The sequence below is a fragment of the Pseudorhodobacter sp. W20_MBD10_FR17 genome (genome assembly GCF_052119765.1).
In the GTDB taxonomy this organism is placed as follows: domain Bacteria; phylum Pseudomonadota; class Alphaproteobacteria; order Rhodobacterales; family Rhodobacteraceae; genus Pseudorhodobacter.
Map to the genome: position 1 here is coordinate 57963 of NZ_JBGQOQ010000010.1, position 26345 is coordinate 84307.

The following is a 26345-nucleotide window of genomic DNA, read 5'->3' on the forward strand; positions in this document are numbered from 1 at the left end:
AACCGCCTTAAGCGTTGCCCTGCCCGAATGCCGCCGCCATCAGCGCCTTTGTATAGTCGCTTTGCGGGTTGTCAAACACCTGCGCGCCGATGCCTTGTTCTACCACATCGCCTTGTTTCATCACGATAACCTTATGCGCCAAGGCCCTAACAACCCGTAAATCATGGCTGATAAACAGATAGGCAAGCCCCTGTTTGCGCTGCAAATTGCGCAGCAACTCGACGATTTGCACCTGTACTGTCATGTCCAGCGCGCTGGTGGGTTCATCCAGCAGCACCAGTTGTGGCCGCAAGATCATCGCGCGCGCAATCGCCACACGCTGGCGTTGCCCACCCGAAAACTCATGTGGATAGCGGCCCATCGTGGCGGGGTCCAACCCCACCTCAACCATAATATCGGCAACCATTTGGCGGTGGTCCATACCTTTGGCGGTGCCATGCACGCCCAAACCTTCAGCGATGATCTGCTCAATGGTCATACGCGGCGACAGGCTACCATAGGGATCTTGGAACACCACTTGCATTTGCTGACGCAGGTCGCGCATTTGCTTGGCGGGCCAGTTCTGCACATTCTGGCCCATGAACACGATCGGCCCCTCGGACGCGATCAACCGCAAAATCGCCAGCGCCAGCGTGGTCTTTCCCGACCCGCTTTCGCCCACAATGCCCAGCGTTTCGCCCGCGTTGATCGACAGGCTGGCGGCATTCACCGCCTTTACGTGCCCCGTCACCTTGCGCAGAAAACCGCGATGAATAGGAAACCAGACGCGCAGGTTTTCGGTGCGCACAATCTCGGCCCCGCCTGTCGGGGCGGGTTCGGGGCGGCCTTGGGGTTCGGCCTCGAGCAGGGTTTTGGTATAGGGGTGCTGCGGGTTTGCAAAAATCTCGGCCGTAGGGCCGTGTTCCACAATTTCGCCCCCCTTCATCACGCAAACGCGGTCGGCGATGCGGCGCACAATCCCAAGGTCATGGGTGATGAACAACAGGCTCAACCCCTCGGCCCGTTTCAGCTCGGCCAGCAGTTCCAGAATTTGCGCCTGAATGGTCACGTCCAGCGCGGTTGTCGGTTCATCCGCGATCAGCAGATCTGGCCCGTTGGCCAGCGCCATCGCGATCATCACCCGCTGCCGTTGCCCGCCAGACAGCTGATGCGGATAGGCCCCAAGCCGACTTTCTGCGTCGCGAATACCCACCTTTTCCAGCAGTTCCAAAATCCGCGCGCGCGCCGCCTTGCCGTCAAGTCCTTGGTGCAGCTCCAAACTCTCGGCCAACTGCTTTTCAATCGTGTGCAGCGGGTTCAGGCTGGTCATCGGCTCTTGGAAAATAAAGCTGATATCGTTGCCACGCACGCGGCGCAAATCGGCCTCGGGCGCGCCGACCATCTGGGTGCCGTTATAGGTGACCGAACCCGAAACCTCGGCACTGGCGGGCAGCAACGACACGGTGGAAAGGGCTGTCACCGACTTGCCCGACCCGCTTTCGCCGACCAAGGCGACGGTTTCACCCTTGGCCACGGTAAAGGACACGCCTTTGACCGCTTGGACAAGCCGGCCATCCTGACGAAAGCCGATGGTCAGATTTTCAACGGCAAGAACGGTATCGGTCATTGAAAGGTCTTTCGCGGGTCAAAGGCATCGCGCACGCCTTCAAAGATGAACACCAGCAGCGACAGCATCGTCGCAAACACGCCAAAGGCTGTAAAGGCGAGCCATGGGGCCTGTAGATTTTGCTTGGCTTGCAGCGTCAGCTCGCCCAAGGATGGGGCCGAGGCAGGCAGACCAAAGCCAAGAAAATCAAGCACGGCGAGCGAGCCAATAGTGCCAGTGATGATAAACGGCAGCATGGTCAGTGTGGCAACCATCGCGTTGGGCAGCACATGACGAAACATGATCACGCGGTCTGAAACACCCAGCGCACGGGCGGCACGGACATATTCGAAATTCCGTGCGCGCAGAAATTCGGCCCGCACCACGCCGACAAGTGACGTCCAGCCAAACAAGACCATCAACCCGACCAACAGCCAGAAATTCATCCGCCAAATCGCGGCAACGATGATGATGATGTAAAGACTGGGGGTCGAGCCCCAAATCTCCAAAACCCGTTGAAAAATCAGGTCAACCCAACCGCCGAAATAGCCCTGTACCGCCCCTGCCGCCACCCCGATGACCGAGGTGAGGAACGTCACGATCAGCGCAAACGAAACGGACAGCCGGAAGCCATAGATCACCCGCGCCGTCACATCACGGGCCGTGTCATCGGTGCCAAGCCAGTGGTTGGCATCGGGCGGGCTGGGGGCGGCGCGGCCAATATCGTTGATGGTGTTAAAGCTGTAGGGGATTGGCGGCCATAGCACCCACCCCTTTTGCGCGCCCTCTAACGTGCCCGCATCAAGGGCGGCAAGCGAGGTATCAGGGTCGTCCAAACAGGCCTCTACCCCGCCCGATCGGATCAGGCAGCGCACCTCGGGGTCGCGGTATTTCGCCTCGGTTCGGAAATCGCCACCAAAGGCGGTTTCGGGGTAGAACTGCAAAAACGGCGCGCGAACTTCGCCGCGATAGCTGACGAGCAACGGTTTGTCATTCGCCAACACCTCGGCAAACATCGACAGCCCGTAGAGCACCAAAAGCAGCCAGAATGACCAAAACGCACGGCGGTTGGCCTTGAAATTGCGCCAGCGGCGCTGGTTTAGCGGGGAAAGAGCCATTATCCGCGCCCCTCAAAATCAATGCGTGGGTCGATCCAAACATACATCAGGTCAGACACGATCCCTACTAGCAAGCCCATGATACCAAAGGCATAAAGCGTGCCAAACATCACAGGGTAATCGCGTTCGACCACCGCTTTGAACCCCATCTGCCCCAAACCATCCAGCGAAAAGATCGTCTCAATAATCAGGCTTTGACCGAAAAAGATCGACACAAAGGCCGCCGGAAAACCTGCAATCACGATCAGCATCGCGTTGCGAAAGACGTGACCATAAAGGACGCGGCTTTCCGAAAGCCCCTTGGCCTTGGCGGTCATCACATATTGCTTGCCGATCTCATCCAGAAAGCTGTTTTTGGTCAGCAAGGTCAACGTGGCAAAGCTGGCAATGGTCGAAGCAAGAATTGGCAGCGCCATATGCCACATATAATCCAAAGCCTTACCCATCAGCGACAGATCCGAAAACCCCTCGGACGTCAGCCCCCGCAGCGGGAAAATCTTGTAATAAGACCCGCCCGCGAAGAGTACCAACAGCAAAATGGCGAACAAAAACCCAGGGATCGCATAGGCCACGATGATCGCAGCCGAGGTCCATGTATCAAACGCCGTGCCATCACGCACCGCCTTACGAATGCCCAGAGGAATAGACACGAGATAGGCAATCAACGTGGACCACAGGCCCAAACTGATGGACACCGGCATTTTTTCCAGCACCAAATCCGTCACAGAAATAGACCGAAAATAGCTTTCGCCAAAGTCGAACCGCGCATAATTCCACAGCATATCAAGGAAGCGCTGCAACGGCGGCTTGTCAAACCCGAACTGCTTTTCCAGCTCGGCGATGAATTCAGGCGGCAGACCGCGCGCGCCCAAGTATTCACTATTACCCGCGTTTTCGGAACCGGCATCGCCGCCGCCCGAAATCCCTTGCAGCGCGTCGCCGCCACCATCCAGTCGCGCCAAAACCTGCTCAATCGGGCCGCCGGGCACGAATTGAATCATCGCAAAGTTGATAATCATAATCCCAAGCAAGGTTGGAATGATCAGCAACAACCGCCGAAGGATATAGGCACCCATACTGCTTACCTGCCGTTTTTTATTGTTATTTCAACACGCCCGCAGCCTTTAGCGCGGCTGCTTTATCGGCGTTGTACCACCAGAACGTCAACTCGCCCAGCGCATAGGGCGGCAAGGTATCGGGGTGTTCAAATATATCGTAATAGGCGACGGTATGCTTGGCCTTGAACCACTGAAAAATGGCAAAACGTTCTGCCCGCATCACACGGTCAAGCGCCTTGGTCGCCGTGGTCAGGCTTGCCAAACTATCGGCGGCCAGCACCACATCTGTCATCCGGTCCACAGCAGGGCTTTTCAGGCCCATCGCGTTGAACGACGACACATCGGCCGTTTCTGACCCGTAATATTGCTTCAGTTCCGACCCCGAGAAATAGCCTGTCTGGTTGTGGGTTGTGATAATGTCGAAGTCATATTTCGGCGGGCGGCTGCGGTCTTCCATTTGGGCGTTATCCACCCGCGTCAACAAAGCATCGACGCCCAGCCCGCGCAGGTTTTCAACAAACGGGTTCACCACACGGTCAAAGCTGGGGCTGTCTTCCAAAAACTCTACCCGCAACTGTTCACCTTTGGCATTGCGACGAATGCCATCGTCACCCACGATCCAGCCCGCATCGGCCAACAGGGCCGAGGCCTTACGCAGATTGCCACGGTCAAGCTGGCGATCACCGGAAACCGGCGACATCACCGCCTCATCCGTCAGGATTGACGCATCGAGAAGCCCGTCATCAACAAGCGGCTGCAACAGAGCCACTTCCTCGGGCGACGGCGTGCCTTTGGCCTCCATAAAGCTGTTGCCCCAATAAGAATTGATCCGATCATAAATCCCGTAAAACAGGGTTTTGTTTGACCATTCAAAGTTGAACATCAAGCCAATCGCCTCCCGCACGCGGGGATCTTGGAACTTTTCACGGCGCAGGTTGAAGATGAACGATTGGCCGTTGGATTTGGACCCGTCGTCCAGCTCGGCCTTGATCACCTGCCCGCTTTGCACTGTAGGGAAGTCATAGCCCGTCGCCCATTTGATCGAGGACGCCTCGTTGCGGAAGGTATAGCTGCCGCCTTTGAACCCCTCAAACGCGGCATCGTAATCGGAAAAATATTCGATTCGGATTTTATCAAAGTTATTGGTACCCACGCGCAATGGATGCGCCGCGCCCCAATAGTCGGGGTTGCGCTTATACGTTATCGATTCGCCAACCCGCATGGAATCGAGCACATAGGCGCCGGTGCCGACAAACGGCGTCATGCTGCTTTCGGCAAGGTCCAGCCCTTCGGCCTCATACTGCGCTTTGGACAGAATCGGCATGCCGCCCACATCTTGCGGCAAATCACGCGTGGGAATGCCTGTTTTAAAGGTGTATTTCACGCGATGCGCATTCAGCGCCTCAACGGATTCGACCTTGGTCGCAAGGATAGTGCGAAAATCTGTCAGGCCTTTGGTCAGGAAAATATTGAACGAAAACACGACATCATCCGCGGTCATCGGGGTGCCATCCGAAAACTTTACATCGTCGCGCAGGTTGAAAATCACCCAAGAACGATCTTCGGGGTATTCGAGGCTGGAACACAGCAGGCAATAGCTCGCGCCGATCTCATCATCCGTACCTTCTAAAATCGCCTCAAACGCGGCTGAGGACAAGGCAGCAGACCGGCCCTTGATCGAATAGGGGTTCATGCTGTCAAACCCACCCGAGGTCCATTCCGAAATCTCGCCGCCTTTGGGCGCATCGGGGTTCACATAATCCAGATGCTTAAAATCGGCAGGATAATTCAGCTCGCCAAAGGTCGAAATCCCATGCGCGGTAATGGTCTCCGACCGCACGGCCACGGTCGAGGCCGCCAGAGCGAGGATAATCGCCCCGCCCATCAGAGCCGCCTTCACAAACGCCGGTTCGGCCTTGGCCACTGTTGTTTTCGCCTGCATCATCGTCTTCCTCCTGCGCGCCCCGATGGTTTCGGGGTCGTGGCATAGGGGGCCCCCAGCCACAGTGATCTTATAGCTTAGGGTCATGCTAGAATGTATTGACGGGCGGCAACAAGTTGCGATTGCGTGATCGTGCGCTCGAAATGCAAAAGGCCGCCCAAATGGACGGCCTTTCCAGGAATTTCGTGCCGAATTACGGCTGCGTTGCCAACCAAGCAATCAGGTTTGCGCGGTCGGTATCTTTTGGCAAGCCGGCAAAGCTCATCTTGGTGCCGGGCGCGTATTTCTTGGGATTGGCCAAAAATGCGTCCAGCTTGGCAGGCTCCCACTTTTCGGAAGACATAGCCATCAAGGCGTCAGAATAGCCAAAGCCTTCGACATGCGCTTTATCACGATCAACCACGCCGTTCAAATGCGGGCCGGTGCCGTTGCTGCCATCAACCTTGTGGCAAGCCTTGCACTTGGCGAACACTTTTTCACCTGCGGCAGCATCGGCCGATGCATACAGCTCTTCAAACGTTGGGCCTGCTGGTGCATCTCCCGCGGGTTCGGCTGCTGCGGTTTCAATTGTATAGGCTTGGGCTGCTTCGCCGCCATGGCCACCACCACCTGTGGTATAGAGCGCAGATGCGGCCCAGCCCCCAAGAAGGAATACCAGAAGCGAGCCACAGCCGGCCCCAACTACTTTGGTCATTGTCATCGTGTCGAACATGTCGCGCCTCGCATCAGCGTTCACTTTGATCGCTTCTAACCGCTTCCCCTGCCAAGTTTCAAGGTATAGTAGCGCGACCAAATGCCCTGATATCGAATTAATCGACGGAGATTGCCTAAAATGACCGGACGTATCGCCTTTCAGGGGGAATTGGGCGCCTATTCGCACGAAGCATGCCGTCAGGCCCGCCCAGACATGGAGGCCGTTCCCTGCCGCACCTTTGAAGACGCTATTGATGCCTGCCGGTCAGGTGAGGTTGATCTGGCGATGCTGCCCGTCGAAAACTCGACCTACGGGCGCGTGGCCGATATTCACACGCTTTTGCCCGGTTCGGGCCTGAGGATCATAGATGAGGCCTTTGTTCGGGTGCATATCAGCTTGCTCGCCATTCCGGGGGCCAAGATTTCCGACGTAAAGCGCGCGATGAGCCACACGGTTTTGTTGGGCCAATGCCGCGACTTTTTGAAAAGCCATTCTATCACGGCCGTGACGGGTGCCGATACCGCCGGTTCAGCCAAGATTGTGGCCGAGAAGGGCGAACCTTCGATGGGGGCGCTGGCGTCTGAACTGGCGGGCGAGATTTACGGTTTGGATGTTTTGGCCAGCAAAATCGAAGACCAATCGAATAACACGACCCGATTCCTTGTGATGTCACGCGAGGCCGATCATTCGCGCCGCGCGAGCAAAATGATGACGACCTTCACATTCCGCGTTCGCAACATTCCGGCAGCGCTGTACAAAGCGATGGGTGGGTTTGCGACGAATGGCGTGAACATGACCAAGCTGGAAAGCTATATGGTTGGCGGCTCGTTCACCGCGACCGAATTTTATGCTGATATCGAGGGCCACCCCGAGGACCCGAACGTAAAGCTGGCGCTGGATGAGTTGAAGTATTTCACCTCTGAACGTGACATTTTGGGGGTTTATCCTGCCGATCCACGACGGGATTGAACGGCGGGATTGATCTGTCGTCACGCGCCAGAGCCTCAATCACTGATCAAAAACGGGTGAAGACGCTTAGGTTGGGCCATGCGTATCGGGTGGCGCCTGCCGATAGGCCGCTGGCGATTTTCCGTATCTGCGTTGAAATTCGCGGTAAAAATTGGAGCGTGTCAAAAAGCCGGATTGGGTGGCGATATCGGTCACGCTGGTTTGCGACTCGCGCAAGAGTTTTGCCGCATGATCGAGCCGAAAGCCGTTCACATATTGCGAGATATTCATGCCCTTGCTTTGGTTGATCGCCGCCGACAGGTTGCGCATCGGCACATGCAGCCGTTTGGCAAGGCGCTCGATAGTCAGGCCAGTATCAAGATAAAGCTGCGATTCGATTAGAAAATCATGCGCGGCCTGTTCAAGTTGGTTTTCGTCGCTGGGGCTTGCGGCTTGGGGGGCTGGTCGTGCCTGCGCCAGCGACCCTGCGGTGACAATCGCCGCAATCATCAGCGCGATCAGCCCGACAGACCCATAGGAAATAATCTGCACCGCCTCCTCATTCCGGCGCAGGGCAAAGCTGACTGCAATGGTGGTATCAATCAGCAACATCGCGATCAGAAAGCCCGCAGCCCAGAGCATCCAGCGGTGCAGGCTGGGGGCAAGTTCCAGCCGCGCATGGATGAGGTGGTTCGGGCCTTTGCGCCAAAGCCAAAGGATGGCAGCGCTATAGCACGCATAGCTGGCCGCGATGGTACCGTCGAGCAAGCTCCAGCCAAAGGTTTGCATGGCAATTGCAAGCCCTGCGGCAAAGCCGAGGTGTAGTGGGATTTGGTGTTTGGCCGCTGGTGTCAGGCTGGCAAAGCCAAGATACAACAGCGGGCCGCCAAACAGCGGCAGCGCCCGTTGCAGCGGGATCAGCGCATGGATGCCATAGCCAAAGCGCAGCCCCACCAGCAAAGCACCCACCGCAACAATGCCGAAAAAGCCCGCAAACAGGTGGCGCGCGCGCGGTTGCCCAAAATCAACCCGCCACAGCAGCGCGCCTGCAACGGTGGCCAGCAAAAAGGTCAGGATCGGCAGCGGAAAAACCATCATTTCGGGGACAACCCTGTCCTATATCCGGTTTGACCTGTCCTTGATCCTGTTTCAGGACAGCCAAACAGGAGCCAACCTGTTGTTTTGTTTGGGGTACTGAAGGATGTGAAAGCCATAGACACACAATCGGAGCTACCGACATGAAATACAAGATGGCAATTACAAGTTTGGCGCTAATGGGGTTTGGCAATGTGCTTTGGGCCGCAGATCCCGAGCATACAGGCATGGCAGATTTTCAGATCGCGGGCGACAGGCCCTTGGATGGCTATGTCTGGTATCCAACTGCACAGGCCGATGGGGCCGTGGGCGCACATGGCAACCAGGTGTGGCAAGACCTGTCGGTCATAAAAGACGCACCGATCGTGGCGGGGCCGCACCCGCTGGTGGTATTTTCGCATGGGATGTTTGGCAATGCCAACAATCAGGCGTGGCTGGCGCAGGCGCTGGTGGCCAAGGGCTATGTTGTGGCGGCGGTGAATCATCCTGGCACGTCGAGTTTCAACAAAGACCCTGATCAGCGGCGGATGCTGTGGGAACGGCCAAAAGACATCTCACGCGTGATCGATTTTGTGCTGGGTGGCGCAGGCATTGGGGCGGCCGTTGAACCGGAGCATATTTTCATGGCGGGCCATAGCTTGGGCGGGTTTACAGCGATGGAACTGGCAGGCGCACGATTTGATTCCGCAACGTTCGATGCGTTTTGTACGGGGCATGTGGACGAGTTGGTGTGCGGAATTTTCGACGGCTGGGATGTGGCCAAAACGCCGGACGATCGGGCGCAGATGCAGGCCGATTTGTCGGACCCACGGATCGCGGGGTTTGCGGTGTTCGACTTGGGCGGCACGCAAAGCTTTTCAGCGGCCAGCCTTGCGGCGATCGCGCGGCCTTTATTGGTCATTGGCGCACCGGATAACATCCACGGGCTGGATCTGGATGTGGAATCGCGGGCGTTGGTGGCCAAACTGCCCAAAGGCACGCCGTATCTGGAACCCGCCAGCCTTGCGCATTTCGACTTTTTGGGGCTGTGCACCGCGCAAGGGTTGGAGCTGTTAAAGGAAGAAGAACCCGATGATGCCTTTGTGTGCGAAAAGGGCTTAGAAGAGCGCGCCGCCGACCATGCTTTGGTCGCAGATGCGGTTGATGCCTTTTTCGCAGGGCTATAAGACGTGTCGGGGTGGAGAAAGCCCTCCCCCCCGACAGCCCGTTTAGGCCTTGGTCTCTTGGCGGTAACGATCTTCGATATCTGCGCTGGTTTGGGCCAAACGAATTGCAAACCGTCGGGTCACCTTGCCTTTGGCCAGCTTTAGAGATTGCAAAAACAATCGCGCGGCCATGGTGCGGGGCTTTATCTCTAGATGAACCGACACGCGGGTGCGGTGAGGGCCCATTTCGGCCAGTTCAATGCCCAGAATCCCCTCGGCAGGCTGGGCCATGCAATCAAATTCCAAAGCGTGTTCTGGCTCAAACTTCAACAGCTTAAGCTCGACGCTACGCTTTTTGCTGTGATACAGAAAACCTATGCGCCACTCCATCCCCGCGCCGGGCTGGCGCATATGATCAAGCCGCACGACCTCTGCGCCGCGCCGCATCGCCGAGCGTTCCCAGAATTCAAAATCCGTCAGGTAGGCGTTCACAAAACCAACCGGGGCCTCGATATTTTCATGCGCGGTTAGTTTCATGCAAGTTCCTTTTCGTTTGACCGCACGCCAGCGTTGCAGGCGATTTTTAGAGGCTTACCGCCCGCAGTACAGCTTTTTCACGTCACATCGACCGCCGATGTGACGCATTGCACAGTTTTTATACAGTATGGCCCATTACTCTATTTTTCCAGCAAGCCAAAGGGTAATCAAATGATGCGCAATCGCGCCTTTACGGGCGGGGTTTATCGTGGGGTGCAGGCCCGCCATTACATCCATCATCTCTTCACGCGTAACCCACAGCGCGGATTCAAGCTCATGCGGGTCGATGGTAATTTTGTCACTGGTAGCGTCACCAATCAGGCCCATCATCAAAGACGCAGGAAAGGGCCACGGCTGGCTGGCAACATAGCGCACATCGCCAACACTGACGCCAGTTTCCTCTAACACTTCGCGGCGCACTGCGGCCTCAACCGTTTCGCCGGGTTCAATAAAACCCGCAAGGCAGGAATACATCCCCTCGGGCCACGCAGGCGAGCGGCCAAGCAGCACCGAATTGCCGTGCTGGATAAGCATGATGACAACCGGATCGGTGCGCGGGAAATGCTGGGCGGCGCAGGTGCCGCAGGCGCGTTGCCAGCCTGCGTTGATCGGGGCGGATTGCGCGCCACAAACGGCGCAAAAGCGGTGGCTGCGGTGCCAATGCAAAACCGCTTTGGCCGTCGCCACCAATTCCGCCGCGCGCGGGGAAAGCTGAGTCATAATGCCGCGAAGTTCCACAAAGGCGTGGGTGTCGGGCAGGCTGGGGTGAAATTGAGCCGAGCCATCAAAGAAGCCCGCCTCGACGGCTTCGGCCCCAGCCTCGGGTGACCAATCCGAAATATCTTGGGCAAAGCGGGCGATACCCTCATCAAGCCCTAAAAACACAGGCTCTGCCCCATGCGCCAAAACCGGATGCCCCGCAGGCATCCAACCCAGATCGGCGCCATTTACAACCAAAGGCTTGCCACGCCACACAGGCAGAACTTGGCCACCATTGGCCAAAAGCTGCGCCATTTTGTCGGCGTCACTGCGCAGCTCGGCGGCACGGTTCAAACCAGAGCCTGCAAAGGCCATTTCAACATCTGCGTGGGTCATATTTTCGCCTTGTAACATCGGTTTGACCAAAGGATCGGCCCGTTTACGACTTGATGCCATGTGTCGGCTGTCTAGGCAATCATTAGACTTTGGGCGATGGAATTGAGCGCGCATCGGCAAAAACAACTCAGGGGCGAATTAAAATTGAACGCACCGTCAGTTTTTGGCAGATCACCCTTGCAAATGTATGACATTTTTCTATTCAAGTCCAAAGACTAACACGGCAAACTGACGAAAACTGGAATACTAGTATTGATTGAATCACCTCGTTTATCAGGCCTCCCCTCGGCAGGAGTAGCGCAACTACGCATTTTGCAGACGACAGATTTGCACGCCCAAATTGTCCCATATGATTATTATGCTGACCGCACGGTTGAGGGTGTCGGCCTTGCACGGACGGCGGCGCTGGTCGATGCCTTGCGCGCCGGGGCCGACAATACGGTTTTGCTTGACAATGGTGACTGGCTGCAAGGCAGCGCCTTGGGCGACTATATGGCCTATGATCGCGGACTACGGGATGGTGATTTACACCCGATTGTCGCCGCGATGAACGCGTTGCAGTATGATGCAGCAGCGATTGGCAACCATGAGTTCAATTATGGCCTGCCGTTTTTGATGGCCGCCCTTGGGCGCAGCAACTTCCCCTTTGTTTGCGCCAATGCATTGGTAAAAAAAGGGCCTGATGCCCGCCGCGACACGCGGTTGTTGCCGCCCTATGTCATGCTGGACCGCAAGATACGTGACGGGGCGGGCGTGTACCACGCCATTCGGATTGGGGTGCTGGGGCTGTTGCCGCCGCAGATCGTGACTTGGGATGCGTCGGTTTTACGCGGGGCAATTCAATCGCGTGACATGGTTGAAACGGCGGCCGCCCTGATCCCCGAGATGAAAGAGGCGGGGGCAGATATTATCGTGGCGCTGGCCCACACAGGCATTGCCGAGGCACAGCATTATGACGGCATGGAAAACGCGGCCCGCCCTTTGGCACGATTGGCAGGGATTGATGCGCTGGTGACAGGGCATATGCATATGCTGTTTCCATCGCCCAAATTCGCGGGCATGGTGGGCGTGGATGCTGTGCGCGGCACGATTGACGGCACACCCGCGACAATGGCAGGCACTGGCGGATCGCACCTTGGGGTGATTGATCTGACCTTGCAGCGCGAGGGCGGCGCGTGGGTGGTGCTGGATGGGCAGTCGCAGGTTCTACCGATTGCAAAAGCCGATGCTGCGGGGGTCCACCCCTTGGTGAAATCGGTGCCGCGCATTTTGAATGTGGTGCGCAATGACCATGAGGCAACGCTAGATTATATGCGCTTTGCCGTGGGGCAAACCCGCGCGCCACTGCACAGCTATTTCGCATTGATCAAGGATTGCCCCTCGGTGCAGCTGATCTGCGAGGCCCAGCGCCGGTTCATGGCAACAAGGCTGGAAGGCACCGAACATGCCGCGCTGCCCCTGCTATCGGCGGCAGCGCCGTTTAAGGTAGGGGGCTGGGCGGGGCCGAACAACTATACAAATATCGCGGCTGGCCCGATGTATCAGCGTTCGGTCGCGGATATGTATTGCTTTCCCAACACGATCTGCGCTGTGCGCGTCAGCGGCGCCGACATCGTGGAATGGTTAGAGCGATCGGCGGCGCTGTTTCACCGCGTAGAGCTGGGCAAGCACGATCAGCCTTTGTTGAATGAGAGCTTTCCGTCCTATCAATTCGATATAATCCTTGGTCTGACCTATGAAATAGACCCGACGCAACCTGCCCGCTATTCCACCGCAGCAGAGCTGCAAGACCCAAAGGCACAGCGCATTCGCAACCTGCGCTATAACGGTGACCCTGTGGATATGGCGGCCGAGTTTATTGTCGCCACGAACAATTATCGCGCCAGCTTGAATGCCGCGTTAAGCGCGCAGCGGGTTTTGCAAATGGTCTATGAAGCGCCGGTCACGATCCGCAACATTTTGTTGAACGAGATCGCAAGCGCCTCGCCGTTGGATCCCAAGCCAGTGCAAAACTGGCGGTTGGCGTCGATGCCAGATACCAGCTTTGTGTTTGAAACCTCGCCCGAGGCGGTGCAGTTCTTGCGCGATCTGGGGGATGTTTCGGTAGAGCCTTTGGGCATAACCGAAACTGGGTTTGGCCAGTATCGGCTGCACGGCTAACATGCAAAAAGCCCGGGCATTGCGGCCCGGGCTTTTCGTGTTTTTAGCGCAAGATCAGGCGCGGAACTCGGGGTAGGCTTCCAGGCCCAGCTCGGCTTTGTCCAAGCCCATGATCTCATCTTCTTCGCTTGGGCGCAGACCCATGGTCACCTTCAGCACAGTCCAAACGATGGCCGAGACAACGAACATGAAGCCGGCAACTGCTGCAAAACCAAGGGCTTGTGCCGCAAAGGTTGTGCCTTCGGTGTAGAATGGCACCGCCATAGTACCCCAGAAACCTGCAACCAAGTGAACGGGAATAGCGCCGACCACGTCATCGATTTTGGCTTTGTCGAGCATGGGCACAACAACCACAGCGATGATACCGCCGATAGCACCGATCCAGATTGCACCAAACAGTGTTGGGTCAAGCGGGCCTGCGGTGATAGCAACCAAGCCAGCCAAAGCACCGTTCAGCAGCATGGTCAAATCGACCTTTTTGTACATGATTTGGGTCAGGACCATCGCAGCGATAGCACCGGCAGCAGCTGCCATGTTGGTGTTTGCAAAGATGATCGCAACAGCATTGGCATCGGCTTCGGTGCCCAAAGCAAGCTGGGACGCGCCGTTAAAGCCGAACCAACCCAACCACAGAACGAATGTCCCCAAGGTGGCAAGCGGCAAGTTGGAACCGGGCATTGGGTGAACACGGCCGTCTTTGCCGAATTTACCGATACGTGGGCCCAGGATCAAAGCACCTGCCAAGGCGGCTGCACCACCTGCGGCGTGAACCAGTGTCGAGCCTGCAAAGTCGCTAAAGCCTGCAGCCGACAACCAGCCGCCGCCCCACTGCCAAGATGCCTCGATAGGGTACATCAGGCCGGTCAGAACCACGGTAAAGATCATGAAAGGCCACAGTTTGATACGCTCGGCCAAAGTGCCCGAAACGATCGAAGCGGTGGTCGCGCAGAACATCAACTGAAAGAAGAAATCCGAACCGGTGGCATAGGCTGCATCGGCCGGGATATCGCCTTGAATGACAGCGGGGCTAAAGCCACCGATCACACCTGCAACGGTCCAAGCATCGCCCGGGTACATCAAGTTGTAGCCAACCAGCCAGTACATCAAAGACGCCACAGCAAAGAGCGCGATGTTTTTGGTCAACTGCATGGTCACGTTTTTCGAGCGGACAAGGCCAGCTTCCAGCATGGCAAAGCCTGCGGCCATCCAGAACACCAAAAAGCCGCCAATCAGGAACAGCAAAGTGTTAAAGATAAACGCGTTGTTAACGACTGGAGCCGCCTCGACGACCGCTGCCGCCTCTTGTGCCCAAACAGGCACGGCCGCCACAGTGCCAAGCACTGCTAGACCAAGAATTGATTTCTTATTCATCATGATTTCCTTCCCCCGCTGCTTAAAGCGCGTCATCATTGGTTTCGCCGGTGCGCACGCGCAGGGCTTGGCTGACGTCCAGCACAAAAATTTTGCCATCACCGATTTTGCCGGTTTTCGCCGTTGTCGCGATCGTTTCCACGGCGGCATCGGCAAGGTTGTCTGGCACGACAATTTCAAGCCGCATTTTCGGCACGAAGTTCACGGCATATTCGGCGCCACGGTAAATCTCGGTATGGCCGGACTGCGAGCCAAAGCCTTTTATTTCAGTCACCATCATGCCCCGAACGCCCAGAGTGGTCAGCGCCTCGCGGACCTCCTCAAGCTTGAACGGTTTGATTGCTGCGATAATCAGTTTCACGCGTTTCCCCTTTTCCTTGTACCTACCCGGCAAGCGCCCGGCTTTCTCTGGTTCCAAGGGCCTTATTTTGCAGGTGCAGCACAAGGTTCCACGCTGCCTTTTACAGGGCAGATTCAACAATATTGCACAATTTTTGCACTTTATTTAATATTTGCCCAAATAATGGGCGGAAATGGAGTCAGGTAAGGCCGCGTTAAGGCTTTCACAATGAGTCTTAGGCAGGCTATTCTATCGCCAATAAAACGTGAAAACGCGGAAGCAGTGCAGATGAGTAAATCAGGCAAACGGCCCTCTCCCTTGGTGGCGGATAGACGCTATAAGACACCTGCTGAGGGTAAAAAGGCGGCACCACCTCCGAAAACCAAGGCTGCACGCAAACCGGCGGCGCGACAAAGGACAGCGCGACGCGGCATTTCTGGTTGGATTGCGGCGCTTATTAGCCTGATCTGGCGCATGATCTGGGGTTTTGCTTGGCGGATTGGGGCGGTGGGCGCCCTTATTTTGGCACTGGTCGTGTTTTACTTTTACGCGCAACTGCCGCCTGTGGGCGATATGTTGGATGCGCGGGCGCGTGGGTCTGTTACCTTGCTGGACCGCAATGAAAAGGTATTTGCCTGGCGCGGCGAAACCTTTGGCGGATCGACAACGGCGGAAACCGTATCGAAATACTTGCATGACGCAGTTGTCGCGACCGAGGACAAGCGGTTCTACGGGCACTTCGGCCTGTCGCCGCGCGGCATCGCCTCGGCCATTCGCATTAACTTACGCGAAGGGCGCGGGCCTTTGTCGGGTAACGGCGGGTCAACAATCACGCAGCAGGTGGCGAAACTGCTGTGCCTCGGCGTGCCATATGACGCGACCACGTGGAAAACCGAGGCCGATTACGAGAGCGACTGTCGCCAAGGTGGCATCGTGCGCAAAATCCGCGAGGTGCCCTTCGCGCTGGCGCTTGAGGTGAAATATACCAAGGAAGAGATCCTGACGATCTACTTTAACCGCGCCTATCTGGGTGCAGGCGCGCGCGGGTTTGAGGCCGCGGCCCAACGCTATTTCGGCAAATCCGCGAATGTGGTGGACGCCGCCGAGGGCGCTATGCTGGCAGGGCTGTTGAAGGCCCCATCAACCTATGCGCCGACCAACAACCTGAAGCGCGCCCAAGACCGGGCAGCGGTGGTGTTGGACCTGATGCAAGAGCAAGGCTATCTGACGATGGCCGAGCATGAGGCCGCTTTGCGCAACCCGGCCACGCTATCCAAGGCCGCCGAGGCCCGCGCTGGCGGTTATTTCGCCGATTGGGTGATGGGCGAAGGCCCGAATTTCCTGACCAAGGACACCACCGAAGATGTGATTATGCGCACCACGCTGGACCAAAAGCTGCAAGCCGCAGCCGAGTCGGCGATGCATGCGGTGTTGGACAACAAGCTGCGGGATGGATCAAAAACCGAAGCCGCCGTGATTGTGATGTCGGCGGATGGCGCGGTTCGGGCTATGGTTGGCGGTCGGCACGCGGCCCCTCCCGGCAGCTTCAACCGCGCAACGATGGCCAAGCGTCAAACCGGCTCGGCATTCAAGCCCTTTGTCTATGCCGCCGCGATGGACATGGGCTATAGCCCCGCCGATTACGTTGAGGACACACCTTTGACGATCAATATCAAAGGGTCGGGGCCATATTCGCCGCAAAACTATACCAAGAAATATCTAGGCCTGATTACCCTAACCAAAGCGTTAGAGGAATCGGTGAACACGGCAGCCGTGCGGATATCCGAGGCGATGGGCCGCGATGTCGTGCGCAAAGTGGCGTCCGAGTTCGGGATTGAAAGCGATTTGGCGGCAGGCCCTGCCCTTGCACTGGGTGCGTCGGAATCGACCTTGTTAGAGATGACCGGCGCCTATGCGGGCATTTTGAACGGCGGGTCTTCGGTGCGGCCTTATGGATTGCTCGACTTGCGGCTGCAGGGTGATAATGTGCCCTTGCTGGGCCAAGATGGCGGCATTGGCGAGCGCGTGATTTCGCAGCAAGCCGCAGAATACCTGACCTATATGATGTATATGGTGGTGCAAGAAGGCACTGGCGGGCGGGCCAAACTGGGCAGCCGGCAGGCGGCTGGCAAAACCGGTACAACCTCGGCCGCGCGGGATGCATGGTTCATTGGCTTCACGGCCGATTATGTGGCCGGCGTGTGGATGGGCTATGATGATAACACCCCGCTGGCAGGTGTGACGGGCGGCGGTTTACCTGCCGAAATTTGGCATGAGGTGATGCTGCGCGTCCATGAGGGCCTGCCCGAACGCCCGCTACCGATGCTGATCCCAGAGCCACGACTGCCCCCCGGCACCGAAACACAAGCGCCCGACCCCAGCTACTACCAGCCGCAGCCCCAAGATACACAGCCCTCGGGCGCGGTGTCATCCCCACAAGACCCGCTTGCCGAGCGCATTTTGCAAGAGGTTTTGGGCATTTTTGGCGGGAACTAACCTACGGCGAAGGGGTGCCTCAGGACTAATCAAAAGACATGGCAGCGTTAGCGCTTTTGAAAGCCTTTGGCCCCGATTTGAGGACCGGACAATCACCGGCACCGGCACCGCGCGCACCGACACCGCGCGCCAAGCGGAACCGGAACGCCAGGCCGTGACGCCCCCAAGACAACTGCGCTGGCCTACCTGTTAAAGTCACTTCGTGGCCATTTCGGACTGGCCTTCTGCGTACTCTGAAGTCGGCAAAAGTTGCTGCCAACAAAAAGAGCCACACCAAAACCATGGATATACCCCGCACGCGGGCAAGCCCCGATCAAAGATACCATCGGAAAACGGGGCCAAAATGAGACCCGATGCATTTTGCGTTTCACCATGCGGTAAAAAACGGATAGGTTCGCCTAAACACTGAAAGGACCCTGCATGACGATTTTGTCCCGCCTCGCCGAACGCGGCATCACTTTACCAAACGCCCCAGCCCCTGCCGCAAATTACGTGCCCTATGTTTTGGATGGGACCACGCTTTATGTATCGGGCCAAATCAGCCAAGGCCCTGATGGCCTGATCAAAGGCCGCCTAGGCGATACGATGACAGCCGAAGACGGTGCCGCAGCCGCACAGCGCTGTGCCATCTCCTTGCTTGCGCAGGTGAATGCGGCCTGTGGCGGCGATCTTTCGCGCCTCAAGCGGGTGATAAAACTGACCGGCTTTGTCAATTCGACCGCTGACTTCATCGATCAACCCAAGGTCATCAACGGGGCCTCTGATTTCCTCGTTGATATTTTGGGCGATGCAGGCCGCCACGCGCGCTCGGCCGTCTCGGCAGCCTCCTTGCCTCTGGGCGTTGCTGTAGAGATCGAAGGTATCTTTGAGATCTCGGCCTGATCGCTACGGCATCATCTGTTTAAAAATATCCTCGGGGGGGAAGGTTTTGGCGACGCCAAAACCGTATTGGGGGCAGACAGCCCCCCTCCCCTGTCGACAAAAAGCGAAATCTCATGTCAACTTCTCTACACCCCGACTTTTTGACCAAACCAATCGCCCACCGTGCTTTGCATGATGTCACAGATGGCCGTCCAGAAAATTCACGCGCAGCCATTCGCGCGGCGATTGACGCGGGTTACGCCATAGAGATCGACCTGCAGCTTTCGCGCGATGGGCATGCCATGGTGTTTCACGACGACACACTTGACCGGCTGACGATGGAAACTGGCCCAATCAGCCAGCGCTCGTCAACCGAGCTATCCTACATCCCTTTGCGGGGCGGGCGGGAAAACATTCCCAGCCTAAAGCAAGTGTTAAAGCTGGTTGCAGGCCGCGTCCCATTGTTGATCGAGCTGAAGGACCAACAAGGCGAGCTTGGCCCGACCGATGGCAAACTTGAACACGCCACCGCGCAGGCTTTGGCCGATTACGACGGGCCAGTGGCGATCATGTCATTCAACCCTAACTCGGTGATCGTGATGGCGCGGCTCATGCCCAACGTGCCGCGCGGCATCACGACCTCGTCTTTTGACCCCGCCGATTGGCAGCCGATCGCCCCTGCGGTCTGTGACCGTTTGCGCGAAATTCCCGATTACGACCACGCCAAAGCCTGCTTTATCTCACATGAGGCGCAAGATTTGGACCGTCCGCGCGTGGCCGAATTGCGCAATCAAGGGGCCGCGATACTGTGTTGGACCATCACGTCACCCGAGGCCGAGGCCGCAGCCCGGGCGCATGCGAATAACATAACGTTTGAACAGTACCTCGCCCCCTTTCCAGCTTGAAACTTGGGCCAACGGCCTTAGGTGAATTCTGGTGTATTACCTATGCAGGACTGTGCCATGGCCGAGATTGAGATAACACTGCATGCCAGTTTTGCCGAAATCCCGGCGCAGGAATGGGATGCGCTGGCCTGCCCAGAGGCCACAAGCGGTCGCCCGATTGACCCGTTCACCACGCATAGTTTTTTTGTAGCCTTGGAAAGCTCGGGGTCAATTGGCGCGCGCTCGGGCTGGCAAGCGCGGCCGCTGCTGGCGCGCAAAGACGGCCAAGCCATTGCTGCCATGCCGATGTTCGCCAAATCACATTCACAAGGCGAATACATTTTTGACCAAGCCTGGGCGCAAGCGTTCGAACGTGCGGGCGGCGATTACTACCCCAAGCTTCAGGTCGCCGTGCCCTTTACCCCTGCTACGGGCCGCCGTTTTCTAACGCTATCCGGCTATGAAGCCGAAGGCACCGCCGCGCTGATTTCAGGCGCCACTCAAGTGGCCGAACAAAACAATCTGTCCTCGCTCCATATTACATTTTGCACCGAGGACGAGGCCACGCGCGGAGAGGGCATGGGGTTGCTGCACCGTATTACGCAGCAATATCACTGGCATAACAATGGGTATGCAGACTTTGACGGATTTCTGGCCGACTTGTCTTCGCGCAAACGCAAAGCTATTCGCAAAGAGCGCCAAACCGCCAACGGCGCGGGGCTTGAGATCAAAACCCTGACGGGCGACGATATTCAGCCCGCGCATTGGGAGGCGTTTTGGCAGTTTTACCAAGATACCGGTGCGCGCAAATGGGGCACGCCGTACCTGACCCGCGCCGCCTTTGACGCGTTTCACGACACGATGCGCAATGATATCTTACTGGTTCTGGCCTATGACGGGACCACGCCCATTGCCGGCGCGCTAAACTTCATTGGGCGCGATGTGCTCTTCGGGCGGTATTGGGGTTGTACCGCCGATTACCCCTGCCTGCATTTTGAACTGTGCTATTACCGCGCGATCGACTGGGCCATCGCCAATGGATTGCAAAAGGTCGAGGCGGGCGCCCAAGGCGACCACAAGCTCGCCCGTGGCTATTTGCCTGTGCCTGTGCATTCCCTGCATTGGATCGCGAATGAAGGTTTCGCCCGCGCTGTGGGTGAATATCTTACGGCTGAACGCAATGCTGTGACCGAAGATATCGACGTTCTGACCAGCTATGGCCCCTTTCGCCATATCCAATCCGAAGATTAAAGAGGCATAGATGAGCAAAACCCCCACCCTGAAATTACAAGACCGCAGCGTACTTACGCCTCTGTTGGCCAGCGGTTGGGCACTGCACCCCACCCGTGACGCCATCACAAAAACCTTTCAGTTTCGCAATTTTATCGAGGCGTTTGGCTTTATGACACGCGCAGCGCTGTGGGCCGAAAAATGGGACCACCATCCTGAATGGTCCAACGTTTACAAAACGGTAAGAGTCACGCTTATCACGCATGATGTAGATGGTTTATCCGATTTGGACATCAAGCTGGCAACCAAAATGGACGGCCTAGCATCCAGCTAGCCCCGCCATTTCATCTTGGCTTAAATACCTAAGAGCATTGGCTTACAGGCGCACAACTTTGATGTTGCTGCCTTTAGCCGACAGGGCAATTTCACCGCGGCACAGGCGCAAAGCATCTTCGCCAAAGGCTTCATTCCGCCAGCCCGCCAACGCCGGAACCTTGCGCTGCCCCGCGGCAATCAGATCAAGATCTGCGGCCGAGGCAATCAGTTTCGCCGCGACGCCCAGCTCCTCAGACTTTGCTTTCAGCAGCACGCGCAGCAAATCGGCCAGTGCGGGGTTTACCTGCACTTGGTCCTTTTTGGTATCGGGTTTGGGTTGGTCTTCGGGCTTGGCCTCTACCCCGGCTTTTACCGCCGCAAGCAGACCATCCGCGATTTCTCCACGCCGCGCCTCACGCAACAGCAACCGCGAGCGGCCCAACTCTTCGACATTGGTCGGCTTGGTCGAGGCCAGCTCCAACAGCGCGTCATCTTTGACCACACGGCTGCGTGGCACGTTATTGCCTTGGGCGTATTCCTCACGAAACTTTGCCAATTCTTTAACAATCGCCAAGAATCGGCCCGAGTTGGTACGGGTTTTGATCCGCTGCCACGCTTCATGCGGGCGCACGGTATAAGTTTCGGGGTCGGTCAGCACGCCCAGCTCTTCCTCAACCCATTTCTGGCGGTCGCTTTCGGCAAGCTGTTTGGCCAGAAATTCATAGATCACGCGCAGATGGGTCACATCGGCCAGCGCATAGGTTTTTTGCGCCTCGGTCAGCGGGCGGCGCGACCAATCGGTAAAGCGGCTGGTTTTATCAAGCGGTTGATGCGCGATTTTGCGAACCAAAGTTTCATACCCAACTTGTTCACCAAAACCGCAAACCATCGCAGCGACCTGGGTATCAAACAGTGGCGTTGGAAAGCAGTTGCCTTCGACAAAGAAAATTTCCAGATCTTGCCGCGCGGCGTGGAACACTTTGACCGTCGCCTCATGGCGAAACAGGTCATACAGCGGTTCCATTGACATGTCCGGCCCATCAATCGGATCGATCAATACCGCATCGCCCTTGTCGCCGGGCAGGGCCATTTGAATCAAACACAGCTTGGACCAATAGGTGCGTTCGCGCAAAAACTCGGTGTCGATTGTTACATAGGGTTCAAGTTTGGCGGCCTCACAAAAGGTGGCCAGCTCGTCTGTCGTTGTAATCGTGCGCATCGTGTTCCTGCTGAAAGCTATTGGCACGGGGTCATCCCGCAACTTTGCTATAGGGGGCCAATGCAGCAAAAGAAAGCCCTGCAACGCAAAGTCGCAGGGCTATCCTGTCATCAAACTATTATTTTAGCCTTAGATCGCGGCCAAAAGCGCCTCACCACCCGAGATTTCGCAAGCGCCAGGGCTTTCTTCAAGGTGCAGAACCTTTACCACGCCGTTTTCGGCAAGCAGCGCATAGCGTTTCGAGCGTGCCAGCAAGCCTGCTGGCGGCGCGTCAAACGCCATATCAAGTGCGGCGGTAAAGGCCCCTGCCCCATCGGCCAGCATGGTAATACCAGCAGAGGTAGCGCCCGTCACGTCGCCCCAGGCCTTCATCACAAAGGGGTCGTTTACCGACACGCAGATCACCTCATCCACGCCTTTTGCGGCAAAGGCGTCTTTGGTGCGGATAAAGCTGGGCACATGCGACGAATGGCAGGTAGGGGTATAGGCGCCCGGCACAGCAAAAATCACCACTTTGCGGCCTTTTGTCAGATCCGCTACGCTAACTTGTTCAGGCCCTGCGTCGCCCAAACGCAGCAAATTTGCTTCTGGTAGTGTATCGCCTACAGAAATCGTCATGTTGTTAAACCTCGTGCGTTGCGTTTCCATCACTGGCAGATATAGGCTGCCAGCGGTTGCCCGACCAGTGTTTATCTGCGCGGGTGCAGCGGTAAAGGGCCAAGAATGAAGCATACAGTTGTGATTGGGGCCGGTCAGGCCGGCGCGTCTTTGGTCGCCAAACTACGGGCCTTGGGCGATACGGGGGTGATCACGCTAATCGGCGCGGAACACCTGCCACCCTATCAGCGCCCGCCCTTGTCCAAGGCCTATTTGCTGGGCGATATGCCGGTTGAGCGGCTGTTTCTGCGCCCCGAGGCATTTTATGCCGAACACAACATCACTTTGCGGATGGGGCAACCCGTTGATGCGATTGATACCGCCGCACAGACGCTTCGCCTGGGCGATGAGGTGCTAGCCTATGATGATTTGGTGCTGACCACAGGGTCGGTGCCGCGCCGCCTGCCCGCCAGCATTGGCGGCGATTTGGCGGGCGTATTTACCTTGCGCGACCTATCGGATGTTGACGCGATGCAGCCCTATTTCACTGCAGGCAAACGTGTGGTGATTGTCGGGGGCGGGTATATCGGGCTGGAAGGCGCTGCCGTTGCGGCCAAGCTGGGGCTGGATGTGACGGTGGTTGAAATGGCCCCGCGGATTTTGCAGCGCGTGGCCTCGGCCGAAACCTCGGATTTTTTCCGTGATTTGCACGCCGCGCATGGGGTTAAGATTATAGAGGCAACGGGGTTAGAGCGGCTGATCGGCGAGGACCATGTGACCGCCGCACGCCTGACCGATGGCCGCGAATTGCCTGCCGATTTCGTGATTGTCGGTGTGGGCATTACGCCTGCCACCAACTTGGCACAGGCGGCGGGCATTGCGATTGACAACGGGATTGCGACCGATGCTTTTGGCCGCACCTCGGCCCCGCATGTCTGGGCGGCAGGGGATTGCGCCAGTTTTCCTACGCATGCTGGGCGGATGCGGCTGGAATCGGTGCCCAACGCAATTGACCAAGCCGAGTGTATCGCCGCCAATATTTTGGGCGCGGATAAGGCCTATATGCCCGAACCGTGGTTTTGGTCGGATCAGTTTGACATCAAGCTGCAAATTGCAGGGCTGAATACCGGATATGACAGTATCGTCACGCGGCGCACGGATGGCGCGGTGTCGTTCTGGTATTACAAAGGCGCGCAGTTGCTGGCCGTAGATGCGATGAACGACCCGCGCGCCTTTATGGTGGCCAAGCGCTTGCTTGCCATGGGAAAATCGCCCGATACTGCGCTGGTTGCCGACCCTGAAACCGAGCTGAAGGCGCTGTTGAAATAATGCGGATTATTGGCGGCAGCAATCGCGGCACCCATCTGGCCGATATTGGCAAGGGCGATGCAGAGGCGCATTTGCGCCCCACCTCTGACCGCGTGCGTGAGGCAGTGTTTAACCTGCTGATCAACGGGCGGCTGGATGGCGGGCCGAACCCTGTGACAGGCGCGCGGGTGCTGGATTTGTTTGCAGGCACGGGCGCGCTGGCGCTTGAGGCGTTAAGCCGAGGCGCGGCCCATGCAACACTGGTCGATGATGGCAAGGCGGCATTGGCCTTGATAAAGCGCAACCTTGAGATCACCCGCCTTTCCGCCACCGTTCTACGCCAGAATGCTACAAAACTGCCGCCCAATACTGCCGCACCTTTTACGCTTGTCTTCCTTGACCCGCCCTATAGCAAACAGCTGGGTGAGGCCGCGCTAAGTACTGCAATCAAAGGCAATTGGATTGCGCCCGGCGCGGTTGTGGTGTGGGAGGAAAACACCGCCATTACCCCGCCAGCGGAATTTGCAAAGCTGGATGCGCGCAAATACGGCGATACCACTATCACCATTCTTAGGGCACCCCATCATGCGTGAGGCGGCCCCAAATGAACCAATGGCGAAAGGCCACAACATGACCCCCAAAGCCATATTGTTTGATTGTGACGGTGTACTGGTCGATAGCGAGGCCACCGCTTTTGATCTGCTGGCCGAAGATCTGGCCGCGCATGGCCTGCACCTGACCCGCGCCGAGATGGAGCAAAAATTCCTTGGCGGCACAATAGGCGGGCTGTTTACAGCGGCACGCGGGCTTGGCGCCGATTTACCCGACAACTGGGTCGATGATTTCTACGCGCGGATGTATGCGCGGCTGGCGCAAGGCACAGCGCTGATTGATGGCGTGGTTGACGTGCTGGACACCTTGGATTCGGCAGGGATCACCTATGCGGTGGGGTCAAATGGATCAGACCAAAAGATGCAGATTACCTTGGGCCAGCATCCTGATGTTATGGCGCGGTTGCGGGGGCATCTTTATTCTGGCCAAGCGCTGGGGTGCCCGAAACCCGATCCGGGGTTGTGGCTGCATGCCGCCCGCGCGCTTGGCGTTGAACCTGCCGACTGTGTGGTGATTGATGACAGCCCGACAGGTTGCACAGGGGCGGCCCGCGCGGGTATGCGCTGCCTTGGGCTGGCCGAGCATGACGATGGCGCGCGCCTGGCGGCCACAGGTGCCGAAGTGATCCGGTCTTTGCGCGACATTCCCGCTAAAATCGGGCTGATTACCTAAGAAAAAGGCCCGCAAGCAAAAAGCTTCGGGCCAATTTCAAATTTCAGCTAATTTAGCACTTAGAACGCCGACAAGATTGCCGAGCTAAGCGCGTTATGCCGTGGGTTCATCGCCGTATCGGCAACGCTGTTCAGCGGAATCGCGTTCGAGCTAGAGCCAATCGGAACGCTGAGGCCAACGCGCAGCGAGTTCATATGGCCTGCACCCGTCACATTGCTGCGGGCAAGCTCTACCGACACGTTGGTGCCTTCGCTCATATGGGACGACATATCAAAGCTTGCGCCAAGGCCAAAGGTTGTGACGCTACCCAGAGTGCTAAGGTTGCTATCGGTCAGGCCACCAAACACAGTCACGCTTTGGCCCATGCGGTAGGCCCCTGCAATACCAACAAAATCCAGATCAGCCGAGGAACCGCTGCCCGAAACCGTGCTGCGCGCCAAGCTCCCGCCAAGTGTCAGTTGGTCAGACGCAGTGAAACGGCCCATGATGCCGTAATCTTTCATTTTAGAGCCAGCCGCCAAGGCCTTGCTGGTTTTGCTATTGCCAAAAAAGGCGGAAACCTTTGTCGTTTCGACATCGTAGCCGCCCATCAGACCAATGGAATTGACCGAACGATTGCCCGCCAGACCCGTCACATCCACGCTGGCACGTTCACCATAAGCGCCCAGATTGAAGCCATTGGAAAACTGGTATTTGCCGTTCACACCGCCGACAAGTGCGCTGACTTTGCCGGTAAGGCCGTTGGCGCTGCCGCGAAGGCCCGAGATATCGCCACCAAAGTGCAAGGCGTTGCCATTGTCATAGTCGAAACGGCCATCAATGCTGGGGGTGTGAATGTTCGATCCGCCCATCACGTCGTTGTAACCATAGCCAACCGTAGCCGTACCGTTCAACGCTTGCGCTGCGACCATGGCAGGCAAAGCCATCGCCACAGCGGCGGTGGAAATTAGGATGCTCTTCATTTTACGCGCCTCAAGATGTTATTCTTTTTATGCTGAAATAGTCTCATACGACACGAAACGAAACAAGAGTCTGCGCGAACACAAATGCTTCAAACCGACTA

General features: G+C 57.2%; 24 protein-coding genes. 11 read left to right on the top strand and 13 right to left on the bottom strand.

Annotation, left to right across the window (positions count from 1 at the left end):
• Positions 1–7 precede the first annotated feature (7 nt).
• From ACEN2J_RS08875 to ACEN2J_RS08895, 5 genes are all read right to left on the bottom strand, one after another.
• A complete protein-coding gene (locus ACEN2J_RS08875; protein WP_442105080.1) occupies positions 8–1606 on the bottom strand; it encodes an ABC transporter ATP-binding protein in 1599 nt (532 codons plus the stop codon).
• Positions 1603–2703: an ABC transporter permease gene (locus tag ACEN2J_RS08880; protein WP_442105082.1), complete on the bottom strand. Its 1101-nt coding sequence runs from the start codon at positions 2701–2703 to the stop codon at positions 1603–1605. Before ACEN2J_RS08880 ends, ACEN2J_RS08875 begins: the two co-directional genes overlap by 4 nt.
• Positions 2703–3779: a microcin C ABC transporter permease YejB gene (locus ACEN2J_RS08885; RefSeq protein ID WP_442105084.1), complete on the bottom strand. Its 1077-nt coding sequence runs from the start codon at positions 3777–3779 to the stop codon at positions 2703–2705. Before ACEN2J_RS08885 ends, ACEN2J_RS08880 begins: the two co-directional genes overlap by 1 nt.
• 25 nt (positions 3780–3804) lie before the next feature.
• A complete protein-coding gene (locus tag ACEN2J_RS08890) occupies positions 3805–5706 on the bottom strand; it encodes an extracellular solute-binding protein (protein ID WP_442105086.1) in 1902 nt (633 codons plus the stop codon).
• A gap of 190 nt (positions 5707–5896) precedes the next feature.
• Positions 5897–6415, bottom strand: coding sequence for a c-type cytochrome (locus ACEN2J_RS08895; protein WP_442105087.1), 519 nt, complete (start codon positions 6413–6415; stop codon positions 5897–5899).
• Between the two features lie 120 nt (positions 6416–6535).
• On the opposite strand from ACEN2J_RS08895, the gene ACEN2J_RS08900 reads away from it, so the two are divergent.
• A complete protein-coding gene (locus tag ACEN2J_RS08900) occupies positions 6536–7366 on the top strand; it encodes a prephenate dehydratase (protein ID WP_442105089.1) in 831 nt (276 codons plus the stop codon).
• A 66-nt stretch (positions 7367–7432) separates the two neighbouring features.
• Here ACEN2J_RS08900 and ACEN2J_RS08905 read toward each other — a convergent pair whose 3' ends face one another.
• On the bottom strand, positions 7433–8443 hold the full coding sequence (locus ACEN2J_RS08905) for a helix-turn-helix transcriptional regulator (RefSeq protein ID WP_442105090.1): 1011 nt from the start codon (positions 8441–8443) through the stop codon (positions 7433–7435).
• A 140-nt stretch (positions 8444–8583) separates the two neighbouring features.
• Between ACEN2J_RS08905 and ACEN2J_RS08910 the strand changes: the two genes are divergently transcribed.
• Complete coding sequence (locus ACEN2J_RS08910; protein WP_442105092.1) at positions 8584–9606, top strand: alpha/beta hydrolase family protein; 1023 nt, start codon at positions 8584–8586, stop codon at positions 9604–9606.
• Positions 9607–9648: 42 nt separating this feature from the next.
• Here ACEN2J_RS08910 and ACEN2J_RS08915 read toward each other — a convergent pair whose 3' ends face one another.
• The gene (locus ACEN2J_RS08915; RefSeq protein ID WP_442105094.1) at positions 9649–10122 is read right to left on the bottom strand and encodes an SRPBCC family protein; all 474 of its coding nucleotides are present in this window, start codon (positions 10120–10122) and stop codon (positions 9649–9651) included.
• Positions 10123–10257: 135 nt separating this feature from the next.
• Positions 10258–11217 carry an NAD(+) diphosphatase gene (gene nudC, locus ACEN2J_RS08920; protein ID WP_442105095.1) on the bottom strand — a complete coding sequence of 320 codons (960 nt, stop codon included), beginning with the start codon at positions 11215–11217 and terminating at the stop codon, positions 10258–10260.
• A 252-nt stretch (positions 11218–11469) separates the two neighbouring features.
• On the opposite strand from nudC, the gene ACEN2J_RS08925 reads away from it, so the two are divergent.
• Positions 11470–13377, top strand: a complete 1908-nt coding sequence (locus ACEN2J_RS08925) for a bifunctional 2',3'-cyclic-nucleotide 2'-phosphodiesterase/3'-nucleotidase (RefSeq protein ID WP_442105097.1) — start codon at positions 11470–11472, stop codon at positions 13375–13377.
• A 54-nt stretch (positions 13378–13431) separates the two neighbouring features.
• Here ACEN2J_RS08925 and amt read toward each other — a convergent pair whose 3' ends face one another.
• Together amt and ACEN2J_RS08935 are read right to left on the bottom strand one after the other, a co-directional pair.
• A complete protein-coding gene (amt, locus tag ACEN2J_RS08930) occupies positions 13432–14748 on the bottom strand; it encodes an ammonium transporter (protein ID WP_442105099.1) in 1317 nt (438 codons plus the stop codon).
• Positions 14749–14770: 22 nt separating this feature from the next.
• Complete coding sequence (locus ACEN2J_RS08935) at positions 14771–15109, bottom strand: P-II family nitrogen regulator (RefSeq protein WP_442105101.1); 339 nt, start codon at positions 15107–15109, stop codon at positions 14771–14773.
• Between the two features lie 267 nt (positions 15110–15376).
• Here ACEN2J_RS08935 and ACEN2J_RS08940 point away from each other — a divergent pair, with 267 nt between their 5' ends.
• The 5 genes from ACEN2J_RS08940 (at position 15377) to ACEN2J_RS08960 (ending at position 20893) form a co-directional block, all read left to right on the top strand.
• The gene (locus ACEN2J_RS08940; protein WP_442105102.1) at positions 15377–17584 is read left to right on the top strand and encodes a transglycosylase domain-containing protein; all 2208 of its coding nucleotides are present in this window, start codon (positions 15377–15379) and stop codon (positions 17582–17584) included.
• Positions 17585–18004: 420 nt separating this feature from the next.
• Entirely contained in the window at positions 18005–18466 is a 462-nt protein-coding gene (locus tag ACEN2J_RS08945) for a RidA family protein (protein WP_442105104.1), read from the top strand.
• A 113-nt stretch (positions 18467–18579) separates the two neighbouring features.
• Positions 18580–19350, top strand: a complete 771-nt coding sequence (locus ACEN2J_RS08950) for a glycerophosphodiester phosphodiesterase family protein (protein ID WP_442105106.1) — start codon at positions 18580–18582, stop codon at positions 19348–19350.
• A 57-nt stretch (positions 19351–19407) separates the two neighbouring features.
• Positions 19408–20580 carry a GNAT family N-acetyltransferase gene (locus tag ACEN2J_RS08955; RefSeq protein WP_442105108.1) on the top strand — a complete coding sequence of 391 codons (1173 nt, stop codon included), beginning with the start codon at positions 19408–19410 and terminating at the stop codon, positions 20578–20580.
• A gap of 10 nt (positions 20581–20590) precedes the next feature.
• The gene (locus ACEN2J_RS08960) at positions 20591–20893 is read left to right on the top strand and encodes a 4a-hydroxytetrahydrobiopterin dehydratase (RefSeq protein ID WP_442105110.1); all 303 of its coding nucleotides are present in this window, start codon (positions 20591–20593) and stop codon (positions 20891–20893) included.
• 42 nt (positions 20894–20935) lie between these two features.
• Here ACEN2J_RS08960 and rnd read toward each other — a convergent pair whose 3' ends face one another.
• Positions 20936–22093, bottom strand: coding sequence for a ribonuclease D (rnd, locus tag ACEN2J_RS08965; RefSeq protein WP_442105111.1), 1158 nt, complete (start codon positions 22091–22093; stop codon positions 20936–20938).
• Between the two features lie 129 nt (positions 22094–22222).
• The gene (locus tag ACEN2J_RS08970; protein WP_442105113.1) at positions 22223–22711 is read right to left on the bottom strand and encodes a peroxiredoxin; all 489 of its coding nucleotides are present in this window, start codon (positions 22709–22711) and stop codon (positions 22223–22225) included.
• A 105-nt stretch (positions 22712–22816) separates the two neighbouring features.
• Here ACEN2J_RS08970 and ACEN2J_RS08975 point away from each other — a divergent pair, with 105 nt between their 5' ends.
• From ACEN2J_RS08975 to ACEN2J_RS08985, 3 genes are read left to right on the top strand one after another with little or no spacing between them, the layout of a single operon-like run.
• Entirely contained in the window at positions 22817–24019 is a 1203-nt protein-coding gene (locus ACEN2J_RS08975; RefSeq protein ID WP_442105115.1) for an NAD(P)/FAD-dependent oxidoreductase, read from the top strand.
• Positions 24019–24591, top strand: coding sequence for a 16S rRNA (guanine(966)-N(2))-methyltransferase RsmD (gene rsmD, locus ACEN2J_RS08980; RefSeq protein ID WP_442105117.1), 573 nt, complete (start codon positions 24019–24021; stop codon positions 24589–24591). Before ACEN2J_RS08975 ends, rsmD begins: the two co-directional genes overlap by 1 nt.
• Positions 24592–24628: 37 nt before the next feature.
• Entirely contained in the window at positions 24629–25282 is a 654-nt protein-coding gene (locus ACEN2J_RS08985; RefSeq protein WP_442105118.1) for an HAD family hydrolase, read from the top strand.
• Between the two features lie 59 nt (positions 25283–25341).
• Here the strand turns inward: ACEN2J_RS08985 and ACEN2J_RS08990 are convergent, their stop codons facing one another.
• Positions 25342–26244 carry a porin gene (locus tag ACEN2J_RS08990; protein ID WP_442105120.1) on the bottom strand — a complete coding sequence of 301 codons (903 nt, stop codon included), beginning with the start codon at positions 26242–26244 and terminating at the stop codon, positions 25342–25344.
• Between the last annotated feature and the right edge of the window lie 101 nt (positions 26245–26345).

Bases quoted from the DNA above. Each gene is read 5' to 3' on its own strand.
- ACEN2J_RS08875 (WP_442105080.1), bottom strand. From the start codon at position 1,606: ATGACCGATACCGTTCTTGCCGTTGAAAATCTGACCATCGGCTTTCGT.
- ACEN2J_RS08880 (WP_442105082.1), bottom strand. From the start codon at position 2,703: ATGGCTCTTTCCCCGCTAAACCAGCGCCGCTGGCGCAATTTCAAGGCC.
- ACEN2J_RS08885 (WP_442105084.1), bottom strand. From the start codon at position 3,779: ATGGGTGCCTATATCCTTCGGCGGTTGTTGCTGATCATTCCAACCTTG.
- ACEN2J_RS08890 (WP_442105086.1), bottom strand. From the start codon at position 5,706: ATGATGCAGGCGAAAACAACAGTGGCCAAGGCCGAACCGGCGTTTGTG.
- ACEN2J_RS08895 (WP_442105087.1), bottom strand. From the start codon at position 6,415: ATGTTCGACACGATGACAATGACCAAAGTAGTTGGGGCCGGCTGTGGC.
- ACEN2J_RS08900 (WP_442105089.1), top strand. From the start codon at position 6,536: ATGACCGGACGTATCGCCTTTCAGGGGGAATTGGGCGCCTATTCGCAC.
- ACEN2J_RS08905 (WP_442105090.1), bottom strand. From the start codon at position 8,443: ATGATGGTTTTTCCGCTGCCGATCCTGACCTTTTTGCTGGCCACCGTT.
- ACEN2J_RS08910 (WP_442105092.1), top strand. From the start codon at position 8,584: ATGAAATACAAGATGGCAATTACAAGTTTGGCGCTAATGGGGTTTGGC.
- ACEN2J_RS08915 (WP_442105094.1), bottom strand. From the start codon at position 10,122: ATGAAACTAACCGCGCATGAAAATATCGAGGCCCCGGTTGGTTTTGTG.
- nudC (WP_442105095.1), bottom strand. From the start codon at position 11,217: ATGACCCACGCAGATGTTGAAATGGCCTTTGCAGGCTCTGGTTTGAAC.
- amt (WP_442105099.1), bottom strand. From the start codon at position 14,748: ATGAATAAGAAATCAATTCTTGGTCTAGCAGTGCTTGGCACTGTGGCG.
- ACEN2J_RS08940 (WP_442105102.1), top strand. From the start codon at position 15,377: ATGAGTAAATCAGGCAAACGGCCCTCTCCCTTGGTGGCGGATAGACGC.
- ACEN2J_RS08945 (WP_442105104.1), top strand. From the start codon at position 18,005: ATGACGATTTTGTCCCGCCTCGCCGAACGCGGCATCACTTTACCAAAC.
- ACEN2J_RS08950 (WP_442105106.1), top strand. From the start codon at position 18,580: ATGTCAACTTCTCTACACCCCGACTTTTTGACCAAACCAATCGCCCAC.
- ACEN2J_RS08955 (WP_442105108.1), top strand. From the start codon at position 19,408: ATGGCCGAGATTGAGATAACACTGCATGCCAGTTTTGCCGAAATCCCG.
- ACEN2J_RS08960 (WP_442105110.1), top strand. From the start codon at position 20,591: ATGAGCAAAACCCCCACCCTGAAATTACAAGACCGCAGCGTACTTACG.
- rnd (WP_442105111.1), bottom strand. From the start codon at position 22,093: ATGCGCACGATTACAACGACAGACGAGCTGGCCACCTTTTGTGAGGCC.
- ACEN2J_RS08970 (WP_442105113.1), bottom strand. From the start codon at position 22,711: ATGACGATTTCTGTAGGCGATACACTACCAGAAGCAAATTTGCTGCGT.
- ACEN2J_RS08975 (WP_442105115.1), top strand. From the start codon at position 22,817: ATGAAGCATACAGTTGTGATTGGGGCCGGTCAGGCCGGCGCGTCTTTG.
- rsmD (WP_442105117.1), top strand. From the start codon at position 24,019: ATGCGGATTATTGGCGGCAGCAATCGCGGCACCCATCTGGCCGATATT.
- ACEN2J_RS08985 (WP_442105118.1), top strand. From the start codon at position 24,629: ATGACCCCCAAAGCCATATTGTTTGATTGTGACGGTGTACTGGTCGAT.
- ACEN2J_RS08990 (WP_442105120.1), bottom strand. From the start codon at position 26,244: ATGAAGAGCATCCTAATTTCCACCGCCGCTGTGGCGATGGCTTTGCCT.